We start from the raw sequence: 25,845 nt of genomic DNA on the forward strand, positions 1-25,845 counted from the left end.
GGCCGACTCTGCCGTGATCCGCCGCCCGCGCCAACGGCGTTTGCAGCGGCTCAGCGGCGCTTGGCGATCAGGCCCGCGGCCAGGGCGGCCAGGGTCTCGGTGACGATCTCCTCGGTGACGTCGTCGGGGCTGAGGAAGGACTGCACCACGAAGCCGATCGCCACCGATTGCAGGGCCACCGCCACGTGGCGCGGCGCCATGCCGGGTTTCAGCCCGCCCGCCCGGGCCATGTGCTCGGCGCTCAGGTCAAAGGACTGGGCGTAGACACTGGCGAGGTTGCGCCGCAGCTCCGGATCGCCCAGGGCATAGACTTGGAACTCCGCCAGGAAGGCCGCCTCGCCGCGGGCGCGTTGCAGCATGTCCGCCAGGCCGCGCGCCATGCCGGCGAACTGCTCGCGCAGCGGCGCCTCAGCGGGCGTGTCGGACGACACCGTCAGCCCCTTGGCGGCGATGGCCGCCATCAGCAGCTCGCCCTTGCCGCTGAAGTTCGAATAGATCGCCCCCTTGGTCATCCCGGCCCGCGCGGCGATCTCGTCGAGGCTCGCGGCCGCGAAGCCCTTTTCCGCCACCACATCGAGCGTCGCCCCCACCAGGGCCGCTCGGGTGCGCTCGCGCTTGCCGCCTGCGGAGGGCGTCGGATCGAGTCGGCTTGACATAACGCCATAATGTACCATAGGTATATTATACTCACGGTATATTTTAGGGAGCAAGACGATGATCGAGTCCCCTTTCGGCAAAAGCGGCGAGTGTCATGAGGTCGATGGCCGTCGTCTGGCGATGCAGCGTCTGGGCGCCGGCGGGCCCGCCGTGGTGTTCGCGCCCGGCGCGGGCCTGGTCGGCGGCGACTATCTCAACATCCATCGCGCGATCGCGGCGCACACCACCTCGGTGGTCTACGACCGGGCAGGGACCGGCTGGAGCGGAGACTGCGCCCTGCCGCGCAGCGCCCGCGAGGTCGCCGAGGAATTGCGCGGTCTGCTGCGCGCGGCGCGGGTGGACGGGCCCTACATCCTGGTCGGCCATTCCCTGGGCGGCGCCTATGTCCGCCGGTTCGCCCAGCTCTTCCCCGGAGAAGTCGCGGGCCTCTTGTTCCTCGACCCTTCGCACGAGGCCTATCTGGACTTCCCGGCTCCGACGCTCACCGAGCAGTTGCGGATGGCGCCGGGGCTCATCCGCGCGGCGGTCAACATGCGCGGCTTCTACCGGCCGATGTTCGAGCGGATGTTCGCGGGCTTCCCGGAAGGCGAGCGCCGTGGGCTGGTCGATTATCACCTGATGGCCTGGCGGCGCACCTTGCAGGAGACCAAGACCCTCTATGGCGAGGTCCTGCCGGAGATCCGCGGCGGCGGCGACCTGCCGGATGTCCCGACGATCCTGCTGGCCGCGATGGGCCTGGACCCGTTCATGACCGCCTTCTCCTCGGAGGCTTATCTGCGCGACGTGAACACGCGGAAGTGGCCGGCCTATTTGGCCTTCGCGGCGAGCACGCCGCAGGGCGAGGCCCGGGCGCTGCCGGACGCGGGACACAGCACGATCCACACCGACCGCCCCGACGCGGTGATCCAGGCGTTGCGCGACCTGCTGGCCCACGCCCGCCGCCCGGCCGCGGCGCCGACGCTCGTGCTTGACCGCGCCCCCGCCATGGCGCTCCGCTGATGACCGTCCAGGAGCGCCGCATGGCCGACCCCACCGCGATCGCCCGACCGGCCCTCACCGGCCTGGCCCCGCCGCCGGAAAAGGGGGCGTCGTTCTTCGCCCAGCTCGCGGCGTCGGACGCCAACGTCTTCGAGCTGCTGCCGCGCGCGGTGTTCGAGACGCCGATCCATCGGAAGGGGAAGTCGCCGCTCCTGATGGTCCACGACCCCGACGGCATCCGCCGGGTGCTGGTGGAGAACGTCGCCAACTATCCGAAGGAGAAGCTCTCCGACGAGTTCTTCACCGCCATGTTCGGCGAGGGCCTGCTGAGCGCCGCGCCGGCCAAGTGGCGGCGTCACCGCAAGATCATGGCCGGCGCCTTCGACCCGCGCAGCGTGGCGGCCTATGCGCCGACCATGGCCGCCGAGGCCAACGCCTACGCCCAGCGCTGGGCGCAGTTGCCGGAGGGCGCCGAGATCGACGTGGCCGAGGCGATGAAGGCGCTGACCCTGCGGATCATCTGCGAGACCATGTTCTCGTCCGACGCCGAGGAGCTGACGGCTCTGGCGGGCACGGCGCTGGGCTTCAGCAGCGACGCCCTGGTCTTCTCCCTGCTCGACGTCATTCCGGTGATCGGGCCGATGCGAATGAAGGCCAAGAAGGCGAAGATCCACAACGACTTCAGCGCCATGGACGGCGCCATCTATCGGATGATCGAGGCGCGGCGGGCGAACCTGGACGCCGCGCCCAACGACCTGCTCACCCGCCTGCTCGCCGCCCGCGATGCGGAGGACGGCTCTGGCCTCTCGGCGCAGGAGATCCGCGACGAGGTGATCACCATCTTCGAGGCCGGCCACGAGACCACCGCCGTGGCGATGACCTTCACCTTCTACCTGCTGTCGGCGCACCCGGCGGAGGCGGCGAAGCTGCACGCCGAGCTGGACGCGGTGCTGGGCGGCCGCGCGCCGGCGCCCGAGGATCTGCCGAACCTCGTCTACACGCGCCGCGTGGTGGAGGAGGCAATGCGGCTCTATCCGCCGGCCCCGGCGGTGACCGGCCGGGTGGCGGCGGGGCCGGACGAGATCTGCGGTCACAAGGTCAAGAAGGGCGACCGGATCTTCATCTCCACCTGGGTGATGCACCGGCACCGCGCCTATTGGGACGAGCCGGAGCGGTTCGACCCTGACCGGTTCTCCCCGGAGCGCAGTGAGGGACGGCCGCGCTTCGCCTACATGCCGTTCGGCGCGGGCCCCCGGGTCTGCATCGGGGCGGCCTTCGCCATGACCGAGGCGACCCTGATCCTGGCGGCCCTGGCCCAAAAGGTCCGGCTACGGATGGACCGCCCCCAGGACGTGGAGCTCCTGGCCCGCATCACGCTTGCGCCCAAGGACGGGCTGAAGATGACGCTTGAGCACAGGGCCGCCGCTTCCTAAGTCTTGAGGATGGCTGTCGCCTTCACCCGCGAGGAAGACTACGAGTCCCGCGCCGCCGATCTGCCGGACCGGCCGATCTCCGCCCACCCGAACCTGGTGACCGCCGAGGGGCTGGCCGCCATCGAGGCCGCGTTGGCGCAGGCGCGCGCGGCCTATGCTACGGCCCAGACCCAGGGCGGCGTCAGCGCCGACCGCACCGCCATGGCCCGGGCCACCCGCGATCTGCGCTACTGGTCGGCCCGCCGCGGCAACGCCCAGCTCACCGAGCCGGAGGCGCAGACGGGCAAGGTGCAGTTCGGCCGGTCGGTGGAGATCGAGCGGGAGGACGGCCGCCGCCAGGTCTTCCGCATCGTCGGTGAGGACGAGGCCGACCCGGCGCTGGGCAGCGTCTCCTACGTCTCGCCTCTGGCCCGCGGCCTGCTGGGCAAGCGCCTGGGCGACGTGGTCTCGGTGAACGGCGCCGAGGTCGAGATCGTCGCCGTCCATTGAAACCGAAAGCCCCCGGCCTACGAATAGGCTAGGGTGGAAAAGGCTGGGACCCCGGTGAGACCGATGCGCCATCTGTTGCTTGCTCCGACCTTCGCCGCCGCGGCCGTCCTCGCCGTGACCCTGGCCGCTGGCGCCGCGGGCGCCGAGACCCCGACCCGGCTGGACCTCAGCCTGCCGAGCCTCACGCCCGGCGCCGCCCTCGAGGCGCCGGTGACCGCCAAGGGCCTGGTGGCCGAGAAGCCCGCGCCCGACCTGGCCAATCCGCTCGACCCTCACGCCCCGACCAAGATCCAGACCGCGGACCTCAACAGCGAGGTCTTCGCCAAGACCGCCGTCGACCACCACTTCGGCCCGGGCGACGCGGGCGGCGCCACCGCCTCGGCCGGCTTCCTCTGCGGCCTGCAGCCCGGACACGGCGACAACGGCGGCGCGGCGGCCTACGGCATCGACCCGCATGGCCGTTTCGTGGGCGCGAAGCTCAGCTTCGCCTTCTGACCGAAGCGTCGGAATCCGAACAATAGGTACGCCGCGCGCCGCCTGCTAAGCTCGCTTTCGACAGACGCCGGCAAGGCGCAAGGCAAGGGAGACGGGCGATGCAAAAACGTGTGGGACTGTGGCTGGCGGCGCTGGGCGCGGCTGTGGGTGGCCTGGCGGTTGCCGGCGCGGCGGAGGCCAAGGACTACCTGGGCGTGGCCTGCCAGAGCCCGCCGCCGACCCACTGTTCGGGCGACGCCTGCCAGGCCTCGCTGGCCAATCCCGGCAACGCCACCGACCCCAAGACCGGCCGCAAGTTCTGGCTCGACTACCCCTGCGACCTGAAGCCGGGCGACAAGATAATCTTCGTCCTCAACATCCATGGGGCCGGCTCGATCGGCCAGTGGCAGCGCCACTACTTCCCGGCTATGGACTACAAGGACAAGTACAAGCTGGTGGTGGCCACGCCGACCGCGGCGACCTCGCCCAGCCGCGTGGCCGGCCAGCCCGGCGTCCGCGTCTGGGTGCCGGACGCCGACGACGCCCACCTGCAGAACATCGCCACCGAGGTGATCGACGCCTTCGGAGCCAGGAACATCAAGTCCTTCTGGCTGGCCGGTCACAGCCAGGGCGGGGCGACCTCGCACCGGATCGTCTGCTCCGACTTCTTCAAGGACAAGGTCGACGGCCTGCTCAGCCTGTCCGGCGGCCGGGTCGGGCGCGCCGAGATCAACCCACGCTTCGGTCCGCCGAAGGCCGACGGTTCGCCGCCCGATCCGCGGCCGGCGGGCGCCGGCGGCGGCCTCCTGGGCGGGGCCAACCTGCCGGCCTGCCAGTTCAGCCACATCTTCGAGACCGGCGAGCATGAGATCGTGAGCCTGCCGGACACCTCGCCGCTGGCCGAGGAATTCGGCTGCAGCGCCCGGGTCGAAGAGAAAGAGGTCGTCGACGACCAGCCCGGCTACGTCTGGGACTACGCCCGCCAGGGCTATCCGGTCTGGGGGATGAAGGCGCGGCCGGGCAAGGCGAAGATCTGGCTCTATCCGCACTGCAAGGGCGGCCGGATCGTCGCCGACGTGGAGCGGCTGGACAAGGGTCACACCGAGGGCCTGGAGCCGCACATCACCGAGGCGATCGTCAAGCTGATGGTCGAGGCGCCCGGCGGCAAGGTGAGCGGCGCAGCCAAGTCCTAGCGCGAGCTTGGCGAGGGCGCGCGAACTGTCGCAAGGTGGGCGGCATGTATCCGCGCCACCGCCTCGACGCCCTGGCTGACGGCATCTACGGGGTCGCCATGACCCTGTTGGTGCTGGACATCCGCTTCTCGGACGGGGCGGTGATCCGGACCGATGGCGACCTGATCGCCCAACTGGTCAACCTGATCCCGAAGTTCGGGCCCTATGCGCTCAGCTTCTGGGTTCTGAGCGGCCGTTGGCGCGCGATGGTCTTCGGGCGCACCAGCCACGAGCCGGTCAGCGGGGCCTACGTATCCTGGTCGCTGTGGCACCTCTTCCTGGTGACCATGATGCCGCTCTCGACCCTGGTGATCGGCCGCTATGGCTCGCTGGCGCCCAGCATCTGGCTCTATACCGCCAACCTGGTCGGCCTGTGGCTGACCACCTGGCTGGCGAGCCGCCGTGCGCCGGCGGCGGAGCGCGAACAGGTCGATGACAACTTCATCGGCACGATCGTCATGCTGGTCGCCTCCGCCGTCGTCCTGGCCTTGAGCTTTCTGGACACGGCCTGGGCGACGCTGGGGTTCCTGCTGACGGCGTTGACGCCCCTGGTCGAGCGGCGGTTCGGCCGCCGCAAGCCCGGCGTCGTCGCGCGCAGGCTGGGGGACATCTAGCGGCGGTCGCCGCCGCGCAGACCTAGGCCTTGATCGACACCAGGGACGTGTCCGCCGCGGGCGCGGCCGCCGCCGAACCGTCCGACCCGTAGCCGCTCACCGCCTCCGCCGTGGAGGGATCGCCGGCCACGCCGTCGTCGTTGCCGTAGACTTCCTTGGCGGCGTCGGTGACGTCCTTTTGCCCCTGGTCTAGCTCCGCCTGTTCGTCTTGGGCGTGGGGGTTGGTGCGATGCTGGGCGGCCATCTTCTGCAGGGCGGCCTTGGCGAGCGCCTGGGCGGCGGTCTCCAGGACCTTGGCCTCCTCGATGATCGGGTCGGGCAGCTTGGACTTGGCGGCGACGGCGGCCCCGGTCGAGGTCTGCGGCGCCGTTTGGGTCGGGGTCTGGGTCTGCGCCGGCGCCGGCGCTGAGGTCGAGGCGGAGGTCGCCCCGTCGCCGGCAGCCGGATCGGCGCCGGCGGTGTCAGCGTCCGATGCGCTATCCGCGGATTGCGAGGCCTGGCCGCCGGCCGCCGGAGCGGTCGCGCCGTCCGTGGCGGTCCGGGAGGTTGCGCCGGCGGTCGAGCCGCCCGTCGCGCCGCCGGCCTGGGCCGCGGCGCTGGCGGCGGACGCGGCGGTCTGCTGGGCGGCGGCGGTGTCGCTGGCCGCCTCGGCGGTGGCGCTGCTTTCGGAGCCGCCGACCGCGTCGGCATAGGCCTTGGCCGCCTGGCCGATCTGCTTGGCGATATCGGCAGCCTCGCGGGCGACCTCCTTGGGATCGCCGCCCATCATCAGCAGCATCTTCAGCCGCTCCTGCAGGGCGGCCAGCTTGGCCTTGGCGATGTCGGAGGGGCTGGCGCTGGGGCTGCCGCCGGCGGAGGCGGACGCGGCCTGCAGGCGGCTCAGCGTCTGCGCCGCGATGGCCGCCTGTTCGTCCGCCGCCGAGGTCGCGCTGGAGGTCGAAGCCGACGAGGAGGCGTTCGAGGCGCTGGCGCCTGAGCTGGCCTGCCCGCCGGTCGTCGGGGCCGTCGACAGGAGCGGGGAGGCGGTGGCGGCGCTGATCATGCCGCCAGAGTGCCCGTGCGGGGGTTAAGCTTCCGTGGCCGGCGCAGCCATCGCGCCGTCATATCCGCACCCTTGGCTGTCCTCGGGTCCGTCCCTCTGGCAGGTTCCGCGAACTGATGGTCTAGTCCCCGGTTCCGGGGAGACAGACGCCAGTGACCGACACCGCCATCAAGCCCGTGGCCAAGACAAAGGGCGCGAAAGCCGCCAAGCCCGCCTTCATCCCGTTCATCCCGGCCAGCGTCGTCCTGCCGGAGCTGACCATCCTGCACCTGGTGGTGGGCGCGCTGCTGGGCGTGGTGTTCGGCGCTTCGTCGCTCTACCTGGTGCTGAAGGTGGGCCTGACGGTCTCGGCCTCGATCCCCGTGGCGGTGATCTCCATCACCCTCTTCCGGCTGCTGGCGAGGCTGGGGATCGCCAAGGCCTCGATCCTGCAGAACAACATCGTCCAAACCGCGGGCTCGGCGGGCGAAAGCATCGCCTTCGGCCTGGGCGTCACCATGCCGGCGATCATGATCCTGGGCTTCGACATGGAGATCGCCCGGGTGATGCTGGTCGCGGTCCTGGGCGGCCTCCTGGGCATCCTGATGATGATCCCGCTGCGCCGCGCCCTGATCGTCGAGCAGCACGGCATCCTGAAGTACCCCGAAGGCACCGCCTGCGCCGAGGTGCTGAAGGCCGGCGCGACGCGCGAGGAACATGAGATCGGCCTGCAGGCCGGCCAGGCGCAGAGCGAGGCCGAGGTGGCCCGTGGCGCGCGCACCATCGTCACCGGCTTCGGCCTGGGCCTCGCCTACAAGCTCTGCGAGGGCGTCTTCAAGCTGTGGAAGGACACCCCCGAGAAGGTGTTCGCCGCGCCGCTCGCCAAGGCCTCCATCGCCGCGGAAATCTCGCCGGAGCTCTTGGGCGTGGGCTATATCATCGGCCCGCGCATCGCCTCGGCCATGGCCGCCGGCGGGGTGCTGGCCTACATGGTGCTGATCCCGCTGATCCAGTTCTTTGGCTCTGCCGCGAGCGGGATCATCCCGCCGGGCAAGACGCCGATCTCGGGCATGTCGCCGGGGGATATCCGCAGCGCCTACGTGCTCTATATCGGCGCGGGCGCGGTGACCGCCGGCGGCTTGATCAGCCTGGCCCGCGCCATGCCGACCATCTGGCGCAGCCTGTCGGCCGGCCTGGGAGACTTCAACCTCAAGCGCGAGGCGGCGAAGGACGCCGCGGCCACGACCCCGCGCACCGACCGCGACATCTCGCTGAAGTGGGTGGCGCTGGGCGTCGTGGTGCTGGTGGCCGGCATCCTGATGGCGCACTCGCTGCACATGAACATCGCCGGCGCTCTGCTGATCGTGCTGTTCGGCTTCCTGTTCGTCACCGTTTCCTCGCGGCTGACCGGCGAGCTGGGCTCGTCCTCCAACCCGATCAGCGGCATGACGGTGGCCACGCTGTTGCTGACCTGCTTGATCTTCCTGCTCTTGGGATGGACGGGGCCGACCTACTACGTCACCGCGCTGTCGGTGGGCGGCATTGTCTGCATCGCCGCGTCGAACGGCGGGACGACCTCGCAGGACCTGAAGACCGGCTTCCTGCTCGGAGCCACGCCGCGCTCGCAACAGCTGGCGATCCTGGTCGGGGCCTTCGCCTCGGCGGTGGCGCTGGGTCCGATCCTGCTGGCGTTGAACCAGGCCGCCACTGTCTATGTGCCGCAGCCCGCCGCGCCGGCGGCGGTCCCCGCGGCCGCCGTCGCCAGCCTGCCGACGGAAGCGTTGAGCGGGCCCCAGCACGTGCAGGACGCCGGCGTCTACCACGTCTGGCAGAAGCCCGATCCGGCCGGCGGCGCGGCCACGCGCTATCTGGTGCGCAACGACGGCACGGTCGCCTACCTCGTCGACCCCGGCATCAACGGCCACGTGAAGACCCGGCCCGACGGCACCAGCGTCACCAAGTACGACGCGCCGAAGGCTACCCTGATGAGCTACATCATCAAGGGCATCCTCAGCCGCCAACTGCCCTGGGCCCTGGTGCTGCTGGGGGTGATGATCGCGGTGGTGCTGGAGATGTGCGCCATCCCGGCGCTCGCCTTCGCTGTCGGGGTCTACCTGCCGGTCTCGTCCTCGCTGCCGATCTTCATCGGCGGGGCGGTGCGCTGGCTGGTGGACCGCAGGAGCCGCAACCTCGCTCACGCCGAGACCCTGTCGGAGGCCGAGCTGGCCGCGGAGTCCGACCGCAGCCCGGGCGTGCTGATGGCCTCGGGCTATATCGCCGGGGGCGCCATCGCCGGGATCGGCATCGCCTTTTCCGCGGGCGTGCTGGGGAACTTCGACCGCGACATCACCACCCTGATGGGCAAGGTGAACCCGTTCTTCGACGGGCCCTGGTCGGACCTCCTGGCCTGCCTGCCGTTCCTGGGGCTGATGGCGCTGTTGTTCCGGGCGGGGGCGCGCAAGCCGGGCTAGGGCCCGGCGTGGCGCGCACATGCACCACCGCCCAGCGGTCGGCGTAGAGCCGGCGCCAGCCGGGCGTCTCGTCCATGGCGCGGGCGATGGGCGTGCCGGGGACCAGCAGGGTCCAGCCGACGTGGCGGGCCGCCAGGGTCCGGTCAAGCGCCGTCCGGTCGCCGGACAGCAGGGTCGCGTAGGCCTCGAGGAAGGCGTCGCCGTAGAGCTCGGCGCGGCTGTCGACGAAGGGCCGGATGCGGCGGTCGATCAGATAGCCGCCGAAGCTGTAGTCGTTGAGCACCGGCGTGGCGGCGACCGGCGCGGGGACCGCGGCCACCGCCGAGATCGGACTGCCCAGCCCGTCATGCCGCGTCACCGGCCAAGCCAGGCGCGCGCCCAGGAGGCCAAGGGCGAGCGCCAGCCCCGTGAGCGCCACCGCCGGCGCGGTCTTCGGCCGCCAGCCGCCGGCCGGCGCGGCGGGCTGGCCGTAGGCGGCGGCCAGGGGCTGCGCCAGGATCAGGGCGCCGACGATCCCCAGCATCTGGTCGTAGCGCACGTGCTGCAGGGCCAGGTAGAGCAGGCCAAGCAGCAGGGCCGCGCGCACCAGAGGCAGGCGCAGCGGCCGGGTAAGGGCCACGAAGAGCCCGGCCAGGAGGGCGATCTCCAGCACCCCTGGCCGGCTGAAGTCGGCGGGCGCCCACTCGCCGATGTGCGCCAGGGCCGTCGAGTGGGTGAGCTGCAACGGGAAGATCAGGGTCTGCACGCCGTGCGGCGTCAGCACCGCCGCCACGGTCGCCGCCAGGCCGAAGCCGCCCCAGCGCAGCACGACCTCGCGCCTCCGTTGCGGCGGCGCGGCCAGCAGGGCCTCCAGCGCGAAGGGCCCGACCAGCGCCAGGCCGAACAGGAAGCTCGCATGCAGATTGGCCCACAGCGTCATCAGTGGCAGCACCCGCCAGTGCGGTGGCCGGTCCTCTGCGCGGGCCAGGATCAGTTCGCCCGTCCAGGCCGCCAGGATCGGCAGGGCCAGGATGTGCGGCCGGGCCAGGAGGCTGCCGCTCCATAGCAGGACGCCGAAGGCCAGCAGGGTCAGGTGCGGCAGGCCGCTGACGAAGCGCCCCAGGTCGCGGGCCAGCAGCCAAGCGGTCAGCCCCGCCGCCGCCGCGGTCAGCGCCATCACCCCGCTCCAGCCGGCCAGGTTGAACGTCCCGCCCATCAGGATCTCGGACAGCCACTCGTGGGCGAACCAGGGCGCGCCGTGGAAGGTGTAGGAGAAGGGATCGCTCCGCAGCAGGGCGTGCTGGGCGATCATCAGCCGCCCGGCCGCCACATGCCACCAGGTGTCGCCGTCGTTCAGGGTCGCCGGCAGGAGCGCGAGCAGGGCCATCAGCAAGGCCGCTGCGGCAGGCAGCAGCCCGCGCAGGCCGTTCGGCGGGTTGAGGCCGGCTCGGGTCTCGCTCATGGCGGCCAGCATGGGGGGCGTTGGTGAGCGTTCGGTGTACGCCGGGAGGCGCTCCGCAGAACATTGTTTGACTCTACGAATATATTCGTACACCTTTCTTCGTATGACGCCCGACGAGCCTCCAGCCCGACCCACGGCCACCGAGCTCGACATCCTGCGCATCCTCTGGGACCGCGGCCCGTCCACCGTGCGTGAGGTGCATGAGGCGCTGAGCGCTGCGCGGCCGATCGGCTACACGGGCGTGCTCAAGTTCCTGCAGATCATGGCCGCCAAGGGCTCGGTGATCCGCAACGAGGACCAGCGCGCCCACGTCTACCAGGCGGCCGAGCCGCCGGAGACCACCAAGCGCCGGGTGGCCGGCGACCTGATGCGCCGGGTGTTCGCGGGCTCGGCCAGCGAGCTGGTGCTGCACGCCCTGCAGGACCGAGCGGCCTCGCCGGAAGACATTGCCGAAATCCGCCGCATGCTTGACGCCTACGAAGCCAAGGGGAGAGACCAATGATTGTCGCACCCGCCTATATGCAGGGCCTGGTCCCGGCGCTCGGCTGGACCCTGGCGCACTTCCTCTGGCAGGGCGCCCTGGTCGCCCTGGCGTTGCAGGTGGTGCTGAAGGCCTGCCGCACAGCCCGCGCGCGCCACGACTGGGCGCTGGGCGCGCTCTTTGTGATGGCGGTTCTGCCGGTCGTGACCTTCGCCTGGCTGCAGGCGGGCGTGAGGATCGTCCTCGTCCCGCACGGCTTCCCCGGGCTGACGCCGCTCGCCCAGCGTTGGGAGACGTTTGCGGTGGCGGCCTGGCTCGCCGGCGTCGCGGCGCTGGCCGTGCGCATGGCCGGAGGCCTCGTCCTGGTGGAGCGCCTGCGGCGTTCGGCCGTGGCCCTGCCGCCCGAATGGACCGCCCGCTGCCGCGCCCTGGAGCAGAAGATCGCCACGCCGCTGGCCGTGCTGTTCGCCCAGTCCGAGGCGGTGGCGACGCCCATCGTCGCCGGCTGGCTGAAGCCCATGGTGCTGATCCCGGCGGGCTTCCTGGTCCGCCTGCCGCCGGCCGAGCTGGAGGCGCTGATCCTGCACGAGCTGGCCCATGTGCGCCGCCTCGACGCCTTCGCCAACCTGATCCAGAGCGTGGTGGAGACGGCGCTGTTCTACCACCCGGCCGTCTGGTGGGTGAGCCGCCGGGTGCGGCTGGAACGCGAGCAGTGCTGCGACGACCTGGCGGTGGCCGCCGTGGGCGACCGGGCGCTCTATGTCCGCGCCTTGCAGTCGCTGGAGACCCTGCGCGTCCCGTCCCACGGGGTGCTGGCGGCGGGCGGCGGCGACCTGCGGCGCCGGGCGGCCCGCATCCTGGGCGCGGCGACAGCGCCTGAGCGCCCGGCGCTCTCCCGCTTCGCGGCGATGGCGATCCTGGCGCTGGGCGCCGGCGCCATGACGCAGGGCGCGGCGGTGCAGGCCAAGCCCGACGCCGCGCCGTCGAAGGTCCCCGCGGCCCAGGTCGCCGCCGCGGCTTCGGCCGGCTCGGCCTCGGCGCCGGCCCCCGCTAGCGCCGCGCCGCCGCCGCCCGTCGAGGCCGCGCCGCGCATTGTCCTGGCGGAGGCGGAAACGCCCGCGCCCCTCGTCCTCGTGCCGGCCGTGACCCCGGCCTCCACGCCGGTCGCGGAGCCGTCCCCCGTCGTGGAGCCCCCGCCGGCCGCCCCGGCCGAGCTCGCGTCCAACGGGCCGACCGTGCGGACCCTGGTGGTGTCGCCCAAGAGTGCGCCCAAGCCCGACGTGGAGATCCAGGTCGGCGGTTTCCCCAATGACGCCCACCAGAGCTACGCCCAGATCTGGCCGTTCGACTCTGGCGAGGTCCGCCAGGAGGGTCATGTGGTCATGACCTGCCGCATCAATGTCCACGGCTTTGCCGAGCAGTGCGCGGTCATGTCCGAAGCCCCGGCGAACCTGAATTTCGGCAAGGCCGCCCTGGCGCTGCGTCCGACCTTGCGGTTCGCGCCGGCGGCGGGTCCTGACGGGCCGGTTCCCGCGACCCTGACGATCGCCGTCGACTACAAGGCTCGCGCCCCTGTCCCCGACGCCCACCCTGTCGCACGCGCTGTCCGGCTCAGGGACCCGGACAGCGTCTCCGAGACCGGATTGAAATTCAACACGCTCAACGACCCGGTCTGGGTGCGCACCGCCAGCTTCGACGACCTCGTGGCCGCCTATCCGCGCAAGGCCGGCGGAAAGGAAGGCTATGTGGTCAGCGCCTGCAGCGTGCGCAAAAAGGACGGGGCGCTGGAGGGGTGCTACGCCATCAGGGAAGAGCCCGAGGGCCGAGGCTTCGGCCTGGCCGCCCAGCCGGTGCTGGACAAATTCCGGGTGTCGCCGGAGCAGGCGCGCCGCCAGATTCCCGGCCAACAGCTCTGGGTCATGGTCCCGGTGCGCTTTCCGTCCGCCCAGGAGATGGCTGAGCGCACGGTGACAGCCCCCAAGTGGGTCGCCGGCTTCGACCGCAGCCAGGCGCCCAAGGTGTATCCGCCGCAGGCCGTGGCGGCGGGCGTAACCTCCGGGCGCGGCGTGGCCCGCTGCACGGTGGGCGCCGGCGGCGCCTTGACCGACTGCGCGCCCGAGGGGGCCGAACCTAACGGCTTGGGCTTCTCGGAGGCCGCCGCGAAGCTCGCCTCGACCATGCGCATGAGCCTGTGGTCCGGCGACGCGACTCCGGTGGAGGGCGGCGTGATCCACGTGCCGATCCGCCTGAACCTCAAGGGTGCGGCCGAGCCGTCGGGCGCCTCGGCGCTGGCCGCCGGAGGCCACTGAGATGCTGGCGGCCGTCCTGGCCCTGCTGGCGGCGACTTCCGATCCTGCCGCACCTGCGACAACGCCACCTCCGCGCACGGTCTCCGGGGTGGCCGTCCCGCAGCCGCAAAAGACGCCGCCGGTCGCCGCCACGGTGGACATGATCGGCGATGAGGACGCGGCGCGCTCCGACTTCGTCGCCGTCTGGCCGGCGACCGCTTACCACACCGGCGTCGACGGCCACGTGACGCTGTCCTGCATGGTCGATGTCCACGGCTTGGCCGAGCGCTGTACAGTCGCCGCCGAGTCACCGGCCGGGAAGGGCCTGGGCCGCGCGGCGCTGGAGCTGCGGCCGACCTTCAAGCTCGTGCCCGCCAAGGGGCCGGACGGCGCGCCGGTCAACGCCACCGAGACGATCTCCGTCGCCTTCAAGGCGCCCGATCTGCAGTTCGACGAAGAGGCGTTCTTTCGCGAATACGCCCAGGCCGCCAAGAGCAGTCCGCCTGGGATGGGCCCAATCGGGACCTCGAGCACCATGGTCCGGGGCGATCCGCTGATCATGCGCGAGGTGACCATGCTGGACGCGCCGGTCTGGATCGCCGCCGCGACCTTCGACGACCTGGCGACGGCCTATCCGGCCAAGGGCGGCGGGGTCGAGGGCTATGCGGTGGACCACTGCCACGTGCGCCGCAACGGCGGGCTGGACACCTGCCAGATCATCAAGGAGAGCCCCGACGGCCACGACTTCGGCAAGGCCGCCCTCGGCCTGGCGGCGAAGTTCCGCCTCGACCCAGCGGTGGTGGCCCGCGCGCCCAGCGCCACTCCGGCCTGGGTCGACATCCCGATCCGCCTGCCGCCGGCGGCGCTGGCCGACCGCACGGTGATGGCGCCGTTGTGGACCGTCGGCTTTGATCCGCGCATGGCGCCCAAGCTGTTCCCGCCCGAGGCTGTCGCCAACGGGCTCAGCACCGGCCGCGGCGTCGCCCGCTGCACGGTGGCGGCGGATGGTGCGATGAGCGCGTGCGCGCCAGAGGCCGGTGATCCCGATGGCCTGGGCTTCTCCGAGGCCGCCGTGAGGCTCGCCGCCACGCTGAAGATGAACCTCTGGTCCGCGGACGGCGCGCCGGTCGTGGGCGGGGTTGTGCATATCCCGATCCGGCTTAACCTGAGGGGCGTGGCCGAGGCCTCGAATGCTCCGGCCCTTTAACGAGGGAGGCGACGGACATGCTGGCGGCGATCCTGGCCTTATGGGCGGCGGCTGACACCGCCGGGTCCGCGGCATCGGCGTCGCCGCCCGCCGCGATGGCGGAACTGACCGGCGCGGAAGAGGTGAGGCAGATCGGCTTCGTACCCGGCCTTGCCGCCACCATCTCGCGCAGCGGCCCCTCTGGCTACGTGGCGCTGTCCTGCCAGGTCGCCCAGCGCGGCGCGCCCGAACAATGCGCGGTCGTCTCCGAGTGGCCGCAGGGACGCGGCCTGGGCCATGAGGCGCTGAAGTTGCAGCCGAAGTTCCAGTTCTCCGTGACGAAGGGGGCGCACGGCGCGCCGGCCAGCGACGCCGTGTCGATCTCGGTCTTCTTCAAGTCGCCGGATTCCCAGTTCGACGAACAGGCCTTGGTTCGCGAAATGAGCACGGTCGCTGCGAATAGTCCCAGAGGCATGGGCGGGCTCGGGTCCGCCAGCACCATGGCGCCGGGGGATCCGCTAGTCATGAGCGAGGTGACCCTGCTGCAAGCGCCGGTCTGGAGCGCCGCCGCCAGCTTCGACGACCTGGCCAAGGCCTACCCGGCCAAGGGCGGCGGCGCGGAGGGCCTGGCGGTGGACCGCTGCCGCCTGCGCCGCGACGGCGGGCTGGACGGTTGCCAGGTCATCGCCGAGAGCCCGGTGGGCCACGACTTCGGCAAGGCCGCGTTCGCCCTGGCGGCGAAGTTCCGGGTCGATCCGAAGATCGCGGCAAAAGCGCCGGGCGGCGCGCCGGTCTCGGTCGATCTGCCGATCCGCTTCTCGCCGCCGGCCGCCCTGGCCGCGCGGACGGTGACGTCGCCGGCCTGGACCGTCGGCTTCGATCCCGACGACGCCTCCGCCCTGTTCCCGCCCAAGGCGGCCACCAGCGGGGTGCGCACCGGCCGCGGCGTCGCACGCTGCACGGTGGCCGCCGACGGCTCGCTAAGCGCCTGTGCGCCGGAAGCCGGCGACCCCGATGGGCTGGGCTTCTCCGAAGCCGCCGTGAAGCTCGCTGCGGGCCTGAAGATGAACCTCTGGTCCGCCGACGGCGCGCCGGTCGAGGGCGGCGTGGTCCACGTCCCGATCCGGCTGAACCTGGTGGCGACCGCCGCGAGCCGGCCATAGGTGCTGAGGCGCGCGGCGGCTAGGCGGCCGCCGCCCGCGCCGGCCCCGGTCTCGGCCGCAGGATCAGCCACGCGATCAGGATCGTGAACAGCGCGATGCCGGCGCCGAACTCCGTGGTGAGGTAGAAGGCGCCGCGCCGGTTTACCGTCGCCTGGTCGAAAACCGACTGGATCAGGAGGTTGTGCGCCGCATGCAGCAAGGTCGGCGGCCAGACGCTGTCCGAACGCAAACGCAGCCACGCGTAGAGGAAGGCCGAGCTGATCACCATCAGCGCGAAACAGCCGAGTTGGAAGGGAACGGGCGTACCGGCGGCCTTGTAGTCGGCGAAGATGATCAGCGGGAAATGCCATAGGGCCCAGATCACGCCGGAGATCAGCGCGGCGTTGCGGAAGTTGGTCACCTTCAACAGTTCGGGAACCAGCAGGCCGCGCCAGCCGATCTCCTCGCCCAGCGCCCGGCTGATCTTGTCGAAAAGGCCGACGGTGAGGATCAGGCAGAGGGCGGCGGCGATGCCGGTGACATGCAGGCCGTAGGGCAGAACCGTGGTCCAGCGGCTGGGAACGAAGTCGGCCAAACCGGCGGCCCAGGCGATCAGGTAAGGCGGCAGGCCATAGGCGAGTGGCAGGGCCAGGGCGATCCACAGCCATTTGGGATTCTTCAGGCCCCAGCCGATGCCCGCCAGGCTGCGCTCGGTCGCCAACCGTACGAGGATCGCCGAAAGCGCCGGCCCGCCCCACATCAACACCGCCGCGGCCTGGCGCGAGGTCAGGCCGTGCTTGTGGATGCCGAGATAGTAGCCGGGGACGCTCAGCACCGCCGTCAGCAAGCAATAGGCGATGATCTTGCGCCAGGCCGCCTGCCGAGGCGGGAGGAGATCGCTCAGTTGATCACCTTCTCCGCGAACCGCTCCATCTCCTCGTACTGCGGGCTCATCTGCAGCAGGAGGAGGTCGAGGCCGGCGGCCTCATAGGCGGCGATGCGGTCCTTGATCTGGTCGGGCGCGCCGATCAGGTTCGGACGCAGGCCGCGGTTGGAGACGGAATATTCGGCGATCTTCATCTCGCGCTCCAGCTGGGTGCCGGAGAGCCACTGGTCGTAGTTGCCGAAGCCCGGCGCGTTGGGGTCCAGGGTGGTGATCCGCGCCACCTCCGCCTTGGCTTCCTCCTCGGTGTCGCGGACGATGGCGTAGGCGGCCATGCCGAAGATCATCGCCGGCTTGCCCACGGCCTCGCGGCGGGCGCGCATGTCGGCGATCTTCTCGGCGATCACCTCGACCGTGTCGCCGTGCATGACGTAGGCGTCGCACTGGGTGGCGATCATGGTCTTGGCCGCCTCGGACTCGCCGCCGGCGTAGACCACGGGTTTGCGCACCGGCTTGGGCTCGCAGATGGCGTCCTTCAGCTGGTAGCGGGGGCCGTCGTGGTTGAAGGTCTTCTCGCGCCACAGGCCGTCGACCACGTCCAGCCATTCCGAGGTGCGGCCATAGCGGTCGTCGTGCTGGTCGAACTGCAGGCCATAGCTGGTGGCCTCCTGCTGCCACCAGGACGAGACCACGTTCAGCGCCAGGCGGCCGTTCGCGATGTTATCGATGTTGGCGGCCTGTTTCGCGAACAGGGCCGGCTGGTGGAAGTTGGGCCGCACGGCGACCATCAGCTCCAGCCGCTCGGTGACGGCGGCGAGCGCCGCGGCGGTCGACCAGGCGTCCAGCGCAGGCTGGTCCGTCCCTTTGATGTCGTTGAGGTTCAGCTCGGCCACCAGGGTCAGGTCGTAGCCAATCTGCTCGGCCCGCTGGCAGAGGCGCTTGGTGTACTCCCAGGTGGGGGCCATGTGCTCGTCGGGGATATTGCGCAGCCAGCCGCCGAAGACCGGGGTCCAGAAACCGTATCTCACGCGGCCACCTTTTGTTGAGCGGCGATCAGGCCAAGCAGGTAATCGACCAGCCGGTCGTGCGGGTCCCAGCCCAGCACCTCCAGGGGCTTGGCCACGAAGTTCGACATGGCGTTCAGGTCATAGAACCGCGCGCGGCCGTCGCGGTCGTCGATCATGTATTCGATGCCGCCGACGTCCAGACCGCTCATCACCGCGACCTTCTCCACCGCGCGGGCGATCTCGGCCGGCGGCCTGAATTCGCTGATGGTGATGGTGGGCTTGTCGACCATGCAGACGTCGGCCGGGCAGAGGTCGAAGGTCGAGCCGGCGCCGTCCAGGGCCAGCGCATAGAGCAGCTTGCCGTCCAGCACTTCGCAGCGGATCACCCGTGCATCGCGGGCGGGCACGTATTCCTGAATCAAGGCCACGCCGTCGACGCCCACCGGGGTCAGCTTGTCGGCCACCGCGGCGGCCAGTTCCTCTTCGCTGTCGTAGCGGATCATGCCCGTGCCGGAGCCGCCGACATTGACCTTCACCATCACCGGATAGCCGATCTCGCCGGCCAGCCGCACCACGTCCTCGCGGCGGTGCGCGACGCGGGTCGCAGGGATGTCGAGGCCCGCCTTGCGGAAGAGGCTGAGCTGGCGGGCCTTGTTGGTGTCGTAGGCCAGCACGCCCGGGCCGTTGACCACGCGGGCGCCCAGGGTCTGCCAGTGGTCCAGCGCCGCCAGGCTGTAGAACAGGGCGTGCTCCTCCTGGCGCAGGAAGGAGGACATCGCCAGCCGGTTCAGGATCACTGGGGCGGGCAGGGCGGTGTCCGCGGGGTCGAAGGTGTGGTCCTGGATCGGGATGGCCGTCCAGTCCAGGCCGCGCCGCTTCAAGGTGGCGAACAGGGCTTCGAACCACTGCGGGTGTTCGTAGAAGACGGCGAGATCGGCCAAGGCTAGGGACTCCGGACGCGTTCCAACCCGCCTCGGCGGGAAAGGGCTGCCGCGGCGTCAGCGTCCAGATAGTTCAGTTGCGCGCGCTTGGCATCCCCGATGTGTTTGGCCCGATCGTGTGGGGCGTGTGCCCGGTCGGGATCGGCGCGCCTATTTGATCTTGATCGGCACCGAGCCCTGTGGGGTCACGAGGTCGAAGCTGTCGCCGGACTTCTTGTCCTTGGGATATTCGGCGCAGGTCTCGTTGGGGTCGAGGTTGGAGGTGGTGCAGAGCTTCTCGCCGTCGACCCGCCAGGTCCCGGTGATCGCCCCGTCCATGCCGTTGAACTTGCCATCGGGGGTGAAGTTCAGGTCGATGACCATGTCGGCGATGGTGACGATCATGCCGTGAGCGGCGATCTCCTGGGCGGTGTTCGCGGCGGCCGGCAGGGCGGCGGCGAGCGGCAGGACGAAGGCGGCGGCGATCAGCTTGCGCATGGCGGTCTCCGGGAGAATCTGTTCCTTGAACGCCATTCTACACCAGACGGCAGGCATGTCAGACGAGGCGCAGCGCCGGAACCCGCGGCGGCGGCGTGTAGGCGTCGGCGGGCGGGGTGAAGCAGTGCATCTCGCGCACCGCCGCCTGCACCACCACGACGCCGGCGATCCCGGCGGCGGCGCGCTCGCGGGCCTGGTTGCAGGCGAAGCGCACGGCGTCCGCCTGCTCGTCGAAGGCGCCGGCGTCGCCGTCGTCGCGCCACACCTGCCAGCGGCCGAACCGCTCGGCGATCACGTACTTGCAGGTGCGCGCGTGGCGCGTTTCAGCCCGGTCCATGGGCGGACCTCCTTTAGGCGGCTTGCTTCATCGGCGCGTTGTGTTCGCGCCGGGCGATGTGCAGCTCGCGGCGATGGCCGTGGTGGCATTCCTCCACCGTGTAGCCGTGGCGCTGCAGGAGTCGGTGGATCGGGTCCGCCCGGAAGGCGAGCACGCGGGGCAGGGGCGACTGGAACACCAGGGCGCCGCCTTCGCGCACGTGCGGGCCGTTTTGCAGCAGGGCCGCAAGGGTCGCCTCGTCACAGGTGTGCGCCACGATCAGGGCGTCGGGCGCCTCGTGCGGGCCGTGGCCCGGCTTCAGGTAGCCCACCTGCTCAAAGCCATGACGGCAGAGCCAGAGGAGGGCGGACAGGCCGCTCGACCCGGTGACGCGGATCACGCTGGACTTGGTGATATGCGCCCGCGCCAGCAGCGATATGAGCGGGTCGCTGCTGAGCAGGCCGGTGTGGGGCTCTTGAGACATCGAAACGCGGGACTCCGATGGGCGAGGCGTCAGCGCCTTCGCCGGACCTCAACAGTCTCGCCGAGATGCCCGTAAGCGTTCGATACGGAAGGCGGCCGCGGGGATAAGCGAACCATCAAGGCGGTGCGCCGGGCGGGGTCATGGGCGACCCTTATATGTCCCTTACGTCCAGGACAGGCTTCGGCATGGAGCTCTTACGTTGAAGCTCGGTAGGTTCCGGCCCTAGTCCGAGATCGGAGCTCAAATGCTCGACGTCATCTACATCCTGGGCGGGGTGGCGATCTTCGCCGTCTTCGCCGCCTACATCCACGGCCTGAGGCGCATCTGATGCTCGCAGACATCATCTGGGGCGTCGGCGCCCTCGTCATCGGCGGCTACATGATCGTGGCCCTGCTGCGTCCGGAGAAGTTCTGATGAACGGTCAGGGCTGGGCGGAAATCGTCCTCACCATCGTCCTCACGGTCGGGCTGGCCTGGCCGCTCGGCATCTATATGGCGCGCGTCTGGCAAGGCGAGCGCACCTGGCTCGACCCGGTGCTCAGGCCCATTGAGGCGCTGGTCTACGCCGCCTGCGGCGTCAAGCGGGACAAGGGGCAGAACTGGGTCGCCTACGCCATGAGCGTGCTGGCCTTCTCGATCGCCAGCTTCCTGGTGCTCTATCTGATCCTGCGGTTCCAGAACCTGTTGCCGCTGAACCCCCAGGGCTTCCCGGGCCTGTCGCCCGACCTGTCGTTCAACACCGCGATCAGCTTCGTCACGAACACCAACTGGCAGTCCTATACGCCCGAGCAGGTGGTCTCGACCTTCTCGCAGATGGCGGGCCTGACCTCGCACAACTTCCTGTCGGCCGCCGCCGGCATCGCCGTCGCCGCCGCGCTGGCCCGGGCGTTCGTCGCCAACCGCAGCGAGGACCTGGGGAACTTCTGGATCGACCTGACCCGGATCAGCCTCTACGTCCTGTTGCCCTTCTCGCTGATCCTGGCGCTGGCCTACGTCGCCCTGGGCGAGCCGCAGACCCTCATCGCCCACGTCACCGCCCACACGGTCGAGGGCGGCAAGCAAGTCATCGCCCTGTTCCCCACCGCCTCGCAGGAAGCGATCAAGCAGTTCGGCACCAACGGCGGCGGCATCTTTAACGCCAACTCCGCCCACCCGTTCGAGAACCCAAACCCGATCACCGACCTCATCGAGATCGTCTCGATGAACGTGCTGGGCTACGCCTGCGTGGTGGCCTTCGGCCGGGTGGTCGTGGCCAAGCCCGACGCACGCGCCCTGGTCATCGTCATGGGCCTCTTCGTGCTCGCCGCCTCCAGCATCGTCTATGCGACGGAGACGCGGCCGGCGCCGGCCCTGGTCGCCGCCCACGCCGACGCCGGCGTCAACATGGAAGGCAAGGAAGTCCGCTTCGGCGCGCCCTCCACGGCCATCTGGGTCGCAGCCACCACCGGCGCCTCGGACGGCGGCGTCAACGCCACGCACGACAGCCTGATGCCGCTGGGCGGCGGGATCGCGATGTTCATGATCCAGCTGGGCGAGATCGTCCCCGGCGGCGTGGGCTCGGGCCTCTACGGCATGGTCGTGCTGGCCCTGATCGCGGTCTTCGTGGCGGGCCTTATGGTCGGCCGCACACCCGAGTACCTGGGCAAGAAGGTGGAGAGCCGCGAGATCAAGTACGCCATGCTGGCGGTCCTGATCCTGCCGCTGGCTATCCTCGGCTTCTCCGGCGTCGCCGCGGTGCTGCCCGTCGCGCTGAAGGGCCTGGCCAACCCCGGTCCGCACGGCCTGTCGGAGATCCTCTACGCCTACTCCTCGGCGACCGGGAACAACGGCTCGGCCTTCGCGGGCCTGTCGGCCAACACCCCCTGGTGGAACACCACCCTGGGCATCGACATGCTGCTCGGCCGCTTCGCCTACGCCATTCCGGTGCTGGCGATCGCCGGCTCCATGGCCGCCAAGCCGAAGCTCTCCGCCACCGCCGGCACCTTCCCCACGGACGGCCCGCTGTTCGTCGGCCTGTTGATCGGGGTGATCCTGATCATGGGCGGCCTGCAGTTCTTCCCCGCCCTCGCCCTCGGCCCGATCGTCGAGCACTTCCAGGTGCTCCACGCCGTCGCGGCCCGCTGACAGCCCCAAGGGTTCAAGCCATGACCACCGCCACCGCACCCCTGGGCGAGCAACGCCGCAAGGCCGCCACCCTGGGAGGCTCGTTCTCCAGCCAGATGATGGCCCGCGCCGCCCGAGACTCCTTCGTCAAACTGGATCCGCGCCGGCTCACCGGCAATCCGGTGATCTTCGCCACCTGGATCGTCGCCCTCCTGGCCACGGTCTCCACCGGCCTGGCGATCAAGGACGGGACCGCCTGGGGCTTCGCCCTGCAGATCGCGCTGTGGCTCTGGGCCACCGTGCTGTTCGCCAACTTCGCCGAGAGCGTCGCCGAGGGCCGGGGCAAGGCCGCCGCCGACAGCCTGCGGGCGACCCGGGTGACCACCCCGGCCAAGCTGATCGTCGACGACGCGCGCGGGACGGTCGTCCCGACGCCCGCCCACAAGCTGGGGGTCGGCCAGATCGTGCTGGTCGAGGCCGGCGACGTGGTCCCGGCCGATGGCGAGATCGTCGAGGGCATCGCATCCGTCAACGAGGCCGCCATCACCGGCGAGAGCGCGCCCGTCATCCGCGAGAGCGGCGGCGACCGCTCGGCGGTGACTGGCGGCACCACCGTGGTCTCCGACTGGATCAAGGTGCGCATCACCTCCGAGGCCGGCTCGACCTTCCTCGACCGGATGATCGCCATGGTCGAGGGCGCCGACCGGCGGAAGACCCCCAACGAGGTGGCGCTGGCGGTGCTGCTCGCGGGCCTGACCCTGATCTTCCTGATCGCGGTGGTGACCCTCCTGGGCCTGGGCGCCTATTCCGGCGTGAAGCTCGACCCGATGGTGCTGGGCGCGCTGTTCATCTGCCTGATCCCGACGACCATCGGCGGCCTGCTGTCGGCCGTCGGCATCGCCGGCATGGACCGGCTCCTGAAGTTCAACGTGCTGGCCACCTCCGGCCGGGCGGTTGAGGCGGCCGGCGACGTCGACACCCTGCTGCTCGACAAGACCGGCACCATCACCTTCGGCAACCGCATGGCCACCGACCTGATCCCCGCGCCCGGCGTGCGCCCGGAGATGCTGCTGCGCGCCACCCTCTTGGCCTCCCTGGGCGACGAGACCCCGGAGGGCCGCTCCATCGTCGAGCTCGCCCGCAACCGCGGCCTGGTCCTGGAGGCGCCGAAGGGCGCGACGGTGATCCCGTTCTCCGCCACCACCCGCCAGTCCGGCCTCGACGCCGGGGACGGCAAGTGGCGCAAGGGCGCGGTGGACGCGGTCCTGAAGGACGCGGGCCTCGAGGCCAGCCAGGCGCCGGCGGAGTTCACCGCCGCGGTGGACCGCATCGCGCGCTCCGGCGGCACGCCGCTGGCGGTCTCCGAGGACGGCGTCCTGATGGGCGTCATCCACCTGAAGGACGTGGTGAAGCCGGGCGTGAAGGAGCGCTTCGCCGACCTGCGCCGCATGGGCCTGCGCACGGTGATGATCACCGGCGACAACCCGGTGACCGCCGCGGCCATCGCCTCGGAAGCCGGCGTCGACGACTTCCTCGCCGAGGCCACGCCGGAGGACAAGCTGCGGCTGATGCGCGACGAGCAGGGCCGGGGACGGCTGGTGGCCATGTGCGGCGACGGGGCCAACGACGCCCCCGCGCTCGCCCAGGCCGACGTGGGCGTGGCCATGCAGACCGGCGCCCAGGCCGCCCGCGAAGCCGGCAACATGGTCGACCTCGACAGCGACCCGACCAAGGTCATCGAGATCGTCGAAGTCGGGAAGCAGATGCTGATCACCCGCGGCGCGCTGACCACCTTCTCCATCGCCAACGACGTGGCCAAGTACTTCGCCATCATCCCGGCGCTGTTCGTGCTGGGCCTGCCGGCGCTGGGCGCGCTTAATATCATGCGGCTGCACAGCCCTCAGAGCGCGATCCTGTCGGCGGTGATCTTCAACGCCCTGGTAATCGTGGCTCTGATCCCGCTGGCCCTGCGCGGGGTGAAGTATCAGGCGATCGGCGCCGGCAAGCTCCTGCAACGCAACCTCCTGATCTACGGCCTGGGGGGCATCGTTGCGCCCTTCGTCGGCATCAAGCTGATCGACCTGATCGTCTCCGGCGTAGGCCTGGCGTGATGGCTTCGATCTTTCGTGTTCCTTGCGCCGCCCATCCCGCGCGCGGGGAAAAGGCGGCGGACATCGCCCCCCTAGCCGGGCGCCCCTCGATGTCCGCCGCCGACCACCCGCGGCCCTTCGGCCGCCCAGCGAATTCCTGAGGAGCCTACATGCTCGCCCAACTCCGCCCCGCCCTCGTCGCCACCCTGTTCTTCACCCTGCTGCTGGGCGTCGCCTATCCGCTCGCGGTGACCGGGGTCGCCCATGTGGCCTTCCCCAAGCAGGCCGAGGGCAGCCTGATCCGCGACGGCCAGGGCCAGGTGATCGGCTCGGCCCTGATCGCCCAGGCTTTCGCCAAGCCGCAGTATCTGCACCCGCGGCCGTCCGCGGCGGGCAATGACGCCTACGACGCCTCCAACTCCGGCGGCTCCAACCTGGGGCCGCTGAACCCAGACCTCGCCAAGCGCATCGCCAAGGACACCGCCGGCCTGCAGGGCGAGGGCGCCGGTCCCGTGCCCGCCGATGCGGTGACCACGTCCGGCTCCGGGCTCGACCCGGACATCTCCCCGGCCAACGCCCAGCGGCAGGCCGCCCGGGTCGCCGCGGCGCGCGGGATCCCGGTGAGCGATGTGGAGAAGGCCATCGCCGGCGCCACCAAGACGCCGTGGCTGGGCCTGTTCGGCCAGCCGGCCGTCAACGTGCTGCAGGCCAACCTGGCGCTGGACGCCGCGGCTCCGGCGCGCGCGGCGCCGATCCCCGCGCCGGCGCCGGCGACCTGAGCGGCGGACCTACCGCCGCGGGGCCACGGCGGCCATCGCCGCCGAGAGGTAGGCCGCCACCATCTCCACCTCGCGGGCGGGATCGCGCGGCCGCCCGCCGGACCGGCCGCGCAGCCTGACCCCCAGCACCAGCCGATGGCTGGCCGGGGTCTGCACCGGCCAGAAGTCGAACCGCGACTGGTCGAAGGGGAAGGTCTCGGCGCGGGTCGGCTTGTCGTTGGCAAGCGCCCACTGGGCCGCCTCCTGGTCGGCCGCGGACAGGGCCGGGCCGCTGCTGGCCGCGGCGGGCCACAGCTTGCCGGACTGTTCGGCTAGGACCACGGCAGGCGCTTCGAAGATCTGCGCCAGGGCCAGCGCCGCGGTCCGCATCAGGACTGCGGCCGGCTGGGCCTCGATCACCGCATGCGCAAGGCCGCGCAGGGCCTCAGCCTGCTGCGCCGCCCGGTGGGCCGCCAGCGCCCGGCGCCGGGACTGCGCGCCCACGGCGCTGGCGATCGCCGCCACCAGGAGCATCAGGCCGAGCGACCACAGGTCCGTGGGGCTGTCCACGCGCAGCGACATGCGCGGCGCCACGAACAGGAAGTCGAACACCGCCACGCCGAGCATGGCCGAGATCATCGCCGGCCCCCAGCCGAAGCTCAGGGCCGACACGATGACCGGCACGACGAACACAAGGGAGAGGCTGGGCGCCTGGACGACGTGGTCGACGCCCAGGGCGATCAGGGTGGCGGCGGCCACCGACAGGAGGCTGAGGCCGTAGCCGGCGGCGGTGGAGATGCGCTCGGGCGGCGCGGGCTCCGCCGCCGGCGGCGGGTCGGCCGAGGTGGGGAGGGCCGTGACGTCGTTGGCCATCGAGGCC

The 25,845-nt window shown here is 71.0% G+C and carries 24 protein-coding genes; 15 read left to right on the forward strand and 9 right to left on the reverse strand.

Annotation, left to right across the window (positions count from 1 at the left end):
- Positions 1-50: 50 nt before the first annotated feature.
- The gene (locus E8A49_RS10375) at positions 51-656 is read right to left on the reverse strand and encodes a TetR/AcrR family transcriptional regulator (RefSeq protein WP_293380182.1); all 606 of its coding nucleotides are present in this window, start codon (positions 654-656) and stop codon (positions 51-53) included.
- A 58-nt stretch (positions 657-714) separates the two neighbouring features.
- Between E8A49_RS10375 and E8A49_RS10380 the strand changes: the two genes are divergently transcribed.
- The 6 genes from E8A49_RS10380 to E8A49_RS10405 all read left to right on the forward strand — a co-directional run bounded on the left by E8A49_RS10380 (position 715) and on the right by E8A49_RS10405 (position 5,877).
- The gene (locus tag E8A49_RS10380) at positions 715-1,656 is read left to right on the forward strand and encodes an alpha/beta hydrolase (RefSeq protein ID WP_293380185.1); all 942 of its coding nucleotides are present in this window, start codon (positions 715-717) and stop codon (positions 1,654-1,656) included.
- Positions 1,657-1,676: 20 nt separating this feature from the next.
- Positions 1,677-3,068 carry a cytochrome P450 gene (locus E8A49_RS10385; protein WP_293380188.1) on the forward strand — a complete coding sequence of 464 codons (1,392 nt, stop codon included), beginning with the start codon at positions 1,677-1,679 and terminating at the stop codon, positions 3,066-3,068.
- 9 nt (positions 3,069-3,077) lie between these two features.
- Positions 3,078-3,557 carry a transcription elongation factor GreA gene (gene greA, locus E8A49_RS10390; protein WP_293380191.1) on the forward strand — a complete coding sequence of 160 codons (480 nt, stop codon included), beginning with the start codon at positions 3,078-3,080 and terminating at the stop codon, positions 3,555-3,557.
- Between the two features lie 63 nt (positions 3,558-3,620).
- Positions 3,621-4,052, forward strand: coding sequence for a hypothetical protein (locus E8A49_RS10395; protein ID WP_293380194.1), 432 nt, complete (start codon positions 3,621-3,623; stop codon positions 4,050-4,052).
- Positions 4,053-4,150: 98 nt separating this feature from the next.
- The gene (locus E8A49_RS10400) at positions 4,151-5,224 is read left to right on the forward strand and encodes a hypothetical protein (protein ID WP_293380197.1); all 1,074 of its coding nucleotides are present in this window, start codon (positions 4,151-4,153) and stop codon (positions 5,222-5,224) included.
- A gap of 44 nt (positions 5,225-5,268) precedes the next feature.
- Positions 5,269-5,877: a TMEM175 family protein gene (locus tag E8A49_RS10405; protein ID WP_293380200.1), complete on the forward strand. Its 609-nt coding sequence runs from the start codon at positions 5,269-5,271 to the stop codon at positions 5,875-5,877.
- 22 nt (positions 5,878-5,899) lie between these two features.
- Here the strand turns inward: E8A49_RS10405 and E8A49_RS10410 are convergent, their stop codons facing one another.
- The gene (locus E8A49_RS10410; RefSeq protein ID WP_293380203.1) at positions 5,900-6,919 is read right to left on the reverse strand and encodes a hypothetical protein; all 1,020 of its coding nucleotides are present in this window, start codon (positions 6,917-6,919) and stop codon (positions 5,900-5,902) included.
- 152 nt (positions 6,920-7,071) lie between these two features.
- On the opposite strand from E8A49_RS10410, the gene E8A49_RS10415 reads away from it, so the two are divergent.
- From E8A49_RS10415 to E8A49_RS10435, 5 genes are all read left to right on the forward strand, one after another.
- Positions 7,072-9,369, forward strand: coding sequence for an OPT family oligopeptide transporter (locus tag E8A49_RS10415; protein ID WP_293380206.1), 2,298 nt, complete (start codon positions 7,072-7,074; stop codon positions 9,367-9,369).
- Positions 9,370-10,913: 1,544 nt separating this feature from the next.
- Entirely contained in the window at positions 10,914-11,312 is a 399-nt protein-coding gene (locus tag E8A49_RS10420; protein ID WP_293380209.1) for a BlaI/MecI/CopY family transcriptional regulator, read from the forward strand.
- Positions 11,309-13,600: a M56 family metallopeptidase gene (locus tag E8A49_RS10425; protein ID WP_293380212.1), complete on the forward strand. Its 2,292-nt coding sequence runs from the start codon at positions 11,309-11,311 to the stop codon at positions 13,598-13,600. The genes E8A49_RS10420 and E8A49_RS10425 overlap by 4 nt, the downstream gene beginning before the upstream one ends.
- A 1-nt stretch (position 13,601) precedes the next feature.
- Positions 13,602-14,786, forward strand: a complete 1,185-nt coding sequence (locus E8A49_RS10430; protein ID WP_293380215.1) for a TonB family protein — start codon at positions 13,602-13,604, stop codon at positions 14,784-14,786.
- A 17-nt stretch (positions 14,787-14,803) separates the two neighbouring features.
- The gene (locus tag E8A49_RS10435) at positions 14,804-15,928 is read left to right on the forward strand and encodes a hypothetical protein (RefSeq protein ID WP_293380218.1); all 1,125 of its coding nucleotides are present in this window, start codon (positions 14,804-14,806) and stop codon (positions 15,926-15,928) included.
- 19 nt (positions 15,929-15,947) lie between these two features.
- Here the strand turns inward: E8A49_RS10435 and E8A49_RS10440 are convergent, their stop codons facing one another.
- The 6 genes from E8A49_RS10440 to E8A49_RS10465 form a co-directional block, all read right to left on the reverse strand.
- On the reverse strand, positions 15,948-16,754 hold the full coding sequence (locus E8A49_RS10440; protein ID WP_293380221.1) for a CPBP family intramembrane glutamic endopeptidase: 807 nt from the start codon (positions 16,752-16,754) through the stop codon (positions 15,948-15,950).
- Positions 16,755-16,807: 53 nt separating this feature from the next.
- Positions 16,808-17,818 (reverse strand): LLM class flavin-dependent oxidoreductase, encoded by a 1,011-nt coding sequence (locus E8A49_RS10445; protein ID WP_293380224.1) that lies wholly within the window; start codon positions 17,816-17,818, stop codon positions 16,808-16,810.
- Positions 17,815-18,738, reverse strand: a complete 924-nt coding sequence (locus E8A49_RS10450) for an alpha-L-glutamate ligase (RefSeq protein WP_293380227.1) — start codon at positions 18,736-18,738, stop codon at positions 17,815-17,817. The genes E8A49_RS10445 and E8A49_RS10450 overlap by 4 nt, the downstream gene beginning before the upstream one ends.
- Positions 18,739-18,888: 150 nt before the next feature.
- Positions 18,889-19,215 carry a hypothetical protein gene (locus tag E8A49_RS10455; protein WP_293380230.1) on the reverse strand — a complete coding sequence of 109 codons (327 nt, stop codon included), beginning with the start codon at positions 19,213-19,215 and terminating at the stop codon, positions 18,889-18,891.
- 58 nt (positions 19,216-19,273) lie between these two features.
- A complete protein-coding gene (locus E8A49_RS10460) occupies positions 19,274-19,552 on the reverse strand; it encodes a hypothetical protein (RefSeq protein ID WP_293380233.1) in 279 nt (92 codons plus the stop codon).
- A 13-nt stretch (positions 19,553-19,565) separates the two neighbouring features.
- Entirely contained in the window at positions 19,566-20,015 is a 450-nt protein-coding gene (locus tag E8A49_RS10465; protein ID WP_293380236.1) for a hypothetical protein, read from the reverse strand.
- A gap of 327 nt (positions 20,016-20,342) precedes the next feature.
- On the opposite strand from E8A49_RS10465, the gene E8A49_RS23170 reads away from it, so the two are divergent.
- The 4 genes from E8A49_RS23170 to kdpC all read left to right on the forward strand — a co-directional run bounded on the left by E8A49_RS23170 (position 20,343) and on the right by kdpC (position 24,986).
- Positions 20,343-20,429 (forward strand): potassium-transporting ATPase subunit F, encoded by an 87-nt coding sequence (locus E8A49_RS23170; RefSeq protein ID WP_111457520.1) that lies wholly within the window; start codon positions 20,343-20,345, stop codon positions 20,427-20,429.
- Positions 20,429-22,138: a potassium-transporting ATPase subunit KdpA gene (kdpA, locus tag E8A49_RS10470; RefSeq protein WP_293380239.1), complete on the forward strand. Its 1,710-nt coding sequence runs from the start codon at positions 20,429-20,431 to the stop codon at positions 22,136-22,138. Before E8A49_RS23170 ends, kdpA begins: the two co-directional genes overlap by 1 nt.
- Positions 22,139-22,158: 20 nt before the next feature.
- Positions 22,159-24,228 (forward strand): potassium-transporting ATPase subunit KdpB, encoded by a 2,070-nt coding sequence (gene kdpB / locus E8A49_RS10475; RefSeq protein ID WP_293380242.1) that lies wholly within the window; start codon positions 22,159-22,161, stop codon positions 24,226-24,228.
- A gap of 149 nt (positions 24,229-24,377) precedes the next feature.
- Complete coding sequence (gene kdpC / locus E8A49_RS10480) at positions 24,378-24,986, forward strand: potassium-transporting ATPase subunit KdpC (protein WP_293380245.1); 609 nt, start codon at positions 24,378-24,380, stop codon at positions 24,984-24,986.
- Positions 24,987-24,995: 9 nt separating this feature from the next.
- Here kdpC and E8A49_RS10485 read toward each other — a convergent pair whose 3' ends face one another.
- A complete protein-coding gene (locus tag E8A49_RS10485) occupies positions 24,996-25,838 on the reverse strand; it encodes a DUF4118 domain-containing protein (protein WP_293380248.1) in 843 nt (280 codons plus the stop codon).
- Positions 25,839-25,845: the final 7 nt, after the last annotated feature.

The organism is Phenylobacterium sp. (genome assembly GCF_004799515.1).
Classification (GTDB): Bacteria; Pseudomonadota; Alphaproteobacteria; order Caulobacterales; family Caulobacteraceae; genus Phenylobacterium.

Bases quoted from the DNA above. Each gene is read 5' to 3' on its own strand.
- E8A49_RS10375 (WP_293380182.1), bottom strand. From the start codon at position 656: ATGTCAAGCCGACTCGATCCGACGCCCTCCGCAGGCGGCAAGCGCGAG.
- E8A49_RS10380 (WP_293380185.1), top strand. From the start codon at position 715: ATGATCGAGTCCCCTTTCGGCAAAAGCGGCGAGTGTCATGAGGTCGAT.
- E8A49_RS10385 (WP_293380188.1), top strand. From the start codon at position 1,677: ATGGCCGACCCCACCGCGATCGCCCGACCGGCCCTCACCGGCCTGGCC.
- greA (WP_293380191.1), top strand. From the start codon at position 3,078: ATGGCTGTCGCCTTCACCCGCGAGGAAGACTACGAGTCCCGCGCCGCC.
- E8A49_RS10395 (WP_293380194.1), top strand. From the start codon at position 3,621: ATGCGCCATCTGTTGCTTGCTCCGACCTTCGCCGCCGCGGCCGTCCTC.
- E8A49_RS10400 (WP_293380197.1), top strand. From the start codon at position 4,151: ATGCAAAAACGTGTGGGACTGTGGCTGGCGGCGCTGGGCGCGGCTGTG.
- E8A49_RS10405 (WP_293380200.1), top strand. From the start codon at position 5,269: ATGTATCCGCGCCACCGCCTCGACGCCCTGGCTGACGGCATCTACGGG.
- E8A49_RS10410 (WP_293380203.1), bottom strand. From the start codon at position 6,919: ATGATCAGCGCCGCCACCGCCTCCCCGCTCCTGTCGACGGCCCCGACG.
- E8A49_RS10420 (WP_293380209.1), top strand. From the start codon at position 10,914: ATGACGCCCGACGAGCCTCCAGCCCGACCCACGGCCACCGAGCTCGAC.
- E8A49_RS10425 (WP_293380212.1), top strand. From the start codon at position 11,309: ATGATTGTCGCACCCGCCTATATGCAGGGCCTGGTCCCGGCGCTCGGC.
- E8A49_RS10430 (WP_293380215.1), top strand. From the start codon at position 13,602: ATGCTGGCGGCCGTCCTGGCCCTGCTGGCGGCGACTTCCGATCCTGCC.
- E8A49_RS10435 (WP_293380218.1), top strand. From the start codon at position 14,804: ATGCTGGCGGCGATCCTGGCCTTATGGGCGGCGGCTGACACCGCCGGG.
- E8A49_RS10455 (WP_293380230.1), bottom strand. From the start codon at position 19,215: ATGCGCAAGCTGATCGCCGCCGCCTTCGTCCTGCCGCTCGCCGCCGCC.
- E8A49_RS10460 (WP_293380233.1), bottom strand. From the start codon at position 19,552: ATGGACCGGGCTGAAACGCGCCACGCGCGCACCTGCAAGTACGTGATC.
- E8A49_RS10465 (WP_293380236.1), bottom strand. From the start codon at position 20,015: ATGTCTCAAGAGCCCCACACCGGCCTGCTCAGCAGCGACCCGCTCATA.
- E8A49_RS23170 (WP_111457520.1), top strand. From the start codon at position 20,343: ATGCTCGCAGACATCATCTGGGGCGTCGGCGCCCTCGTCATCGGCGGC.
- kdpA (WP_293380239.1), top strand. From the start codon at position 20,429: ATGAACGGTCAGGGCTGGGCGGAAATCGTCCTCACCATCGTCCTCACG.
- kdpB (WP_293380242.1), top strand. From the start codon at position 22,159: ATGACCACCGCCACCGCACCCCTGGGCGAGCAACGCCGCAAGGCCGCC.
- kdpC (WP_293380245.1), top strand. From the start codon at position 24,378: ATGCTCGCCCAACTCCGCCCCGCCCTCGTCGCCACCCTGTTCTTCACC.
- E8A49_RS10485 (WP_293380248.1), bottom strand. From the start codon at position 25,838: ATGGCCAACGACGTCACGGCCCTCCCCACCTCGGCCGACCCGCCGCCG.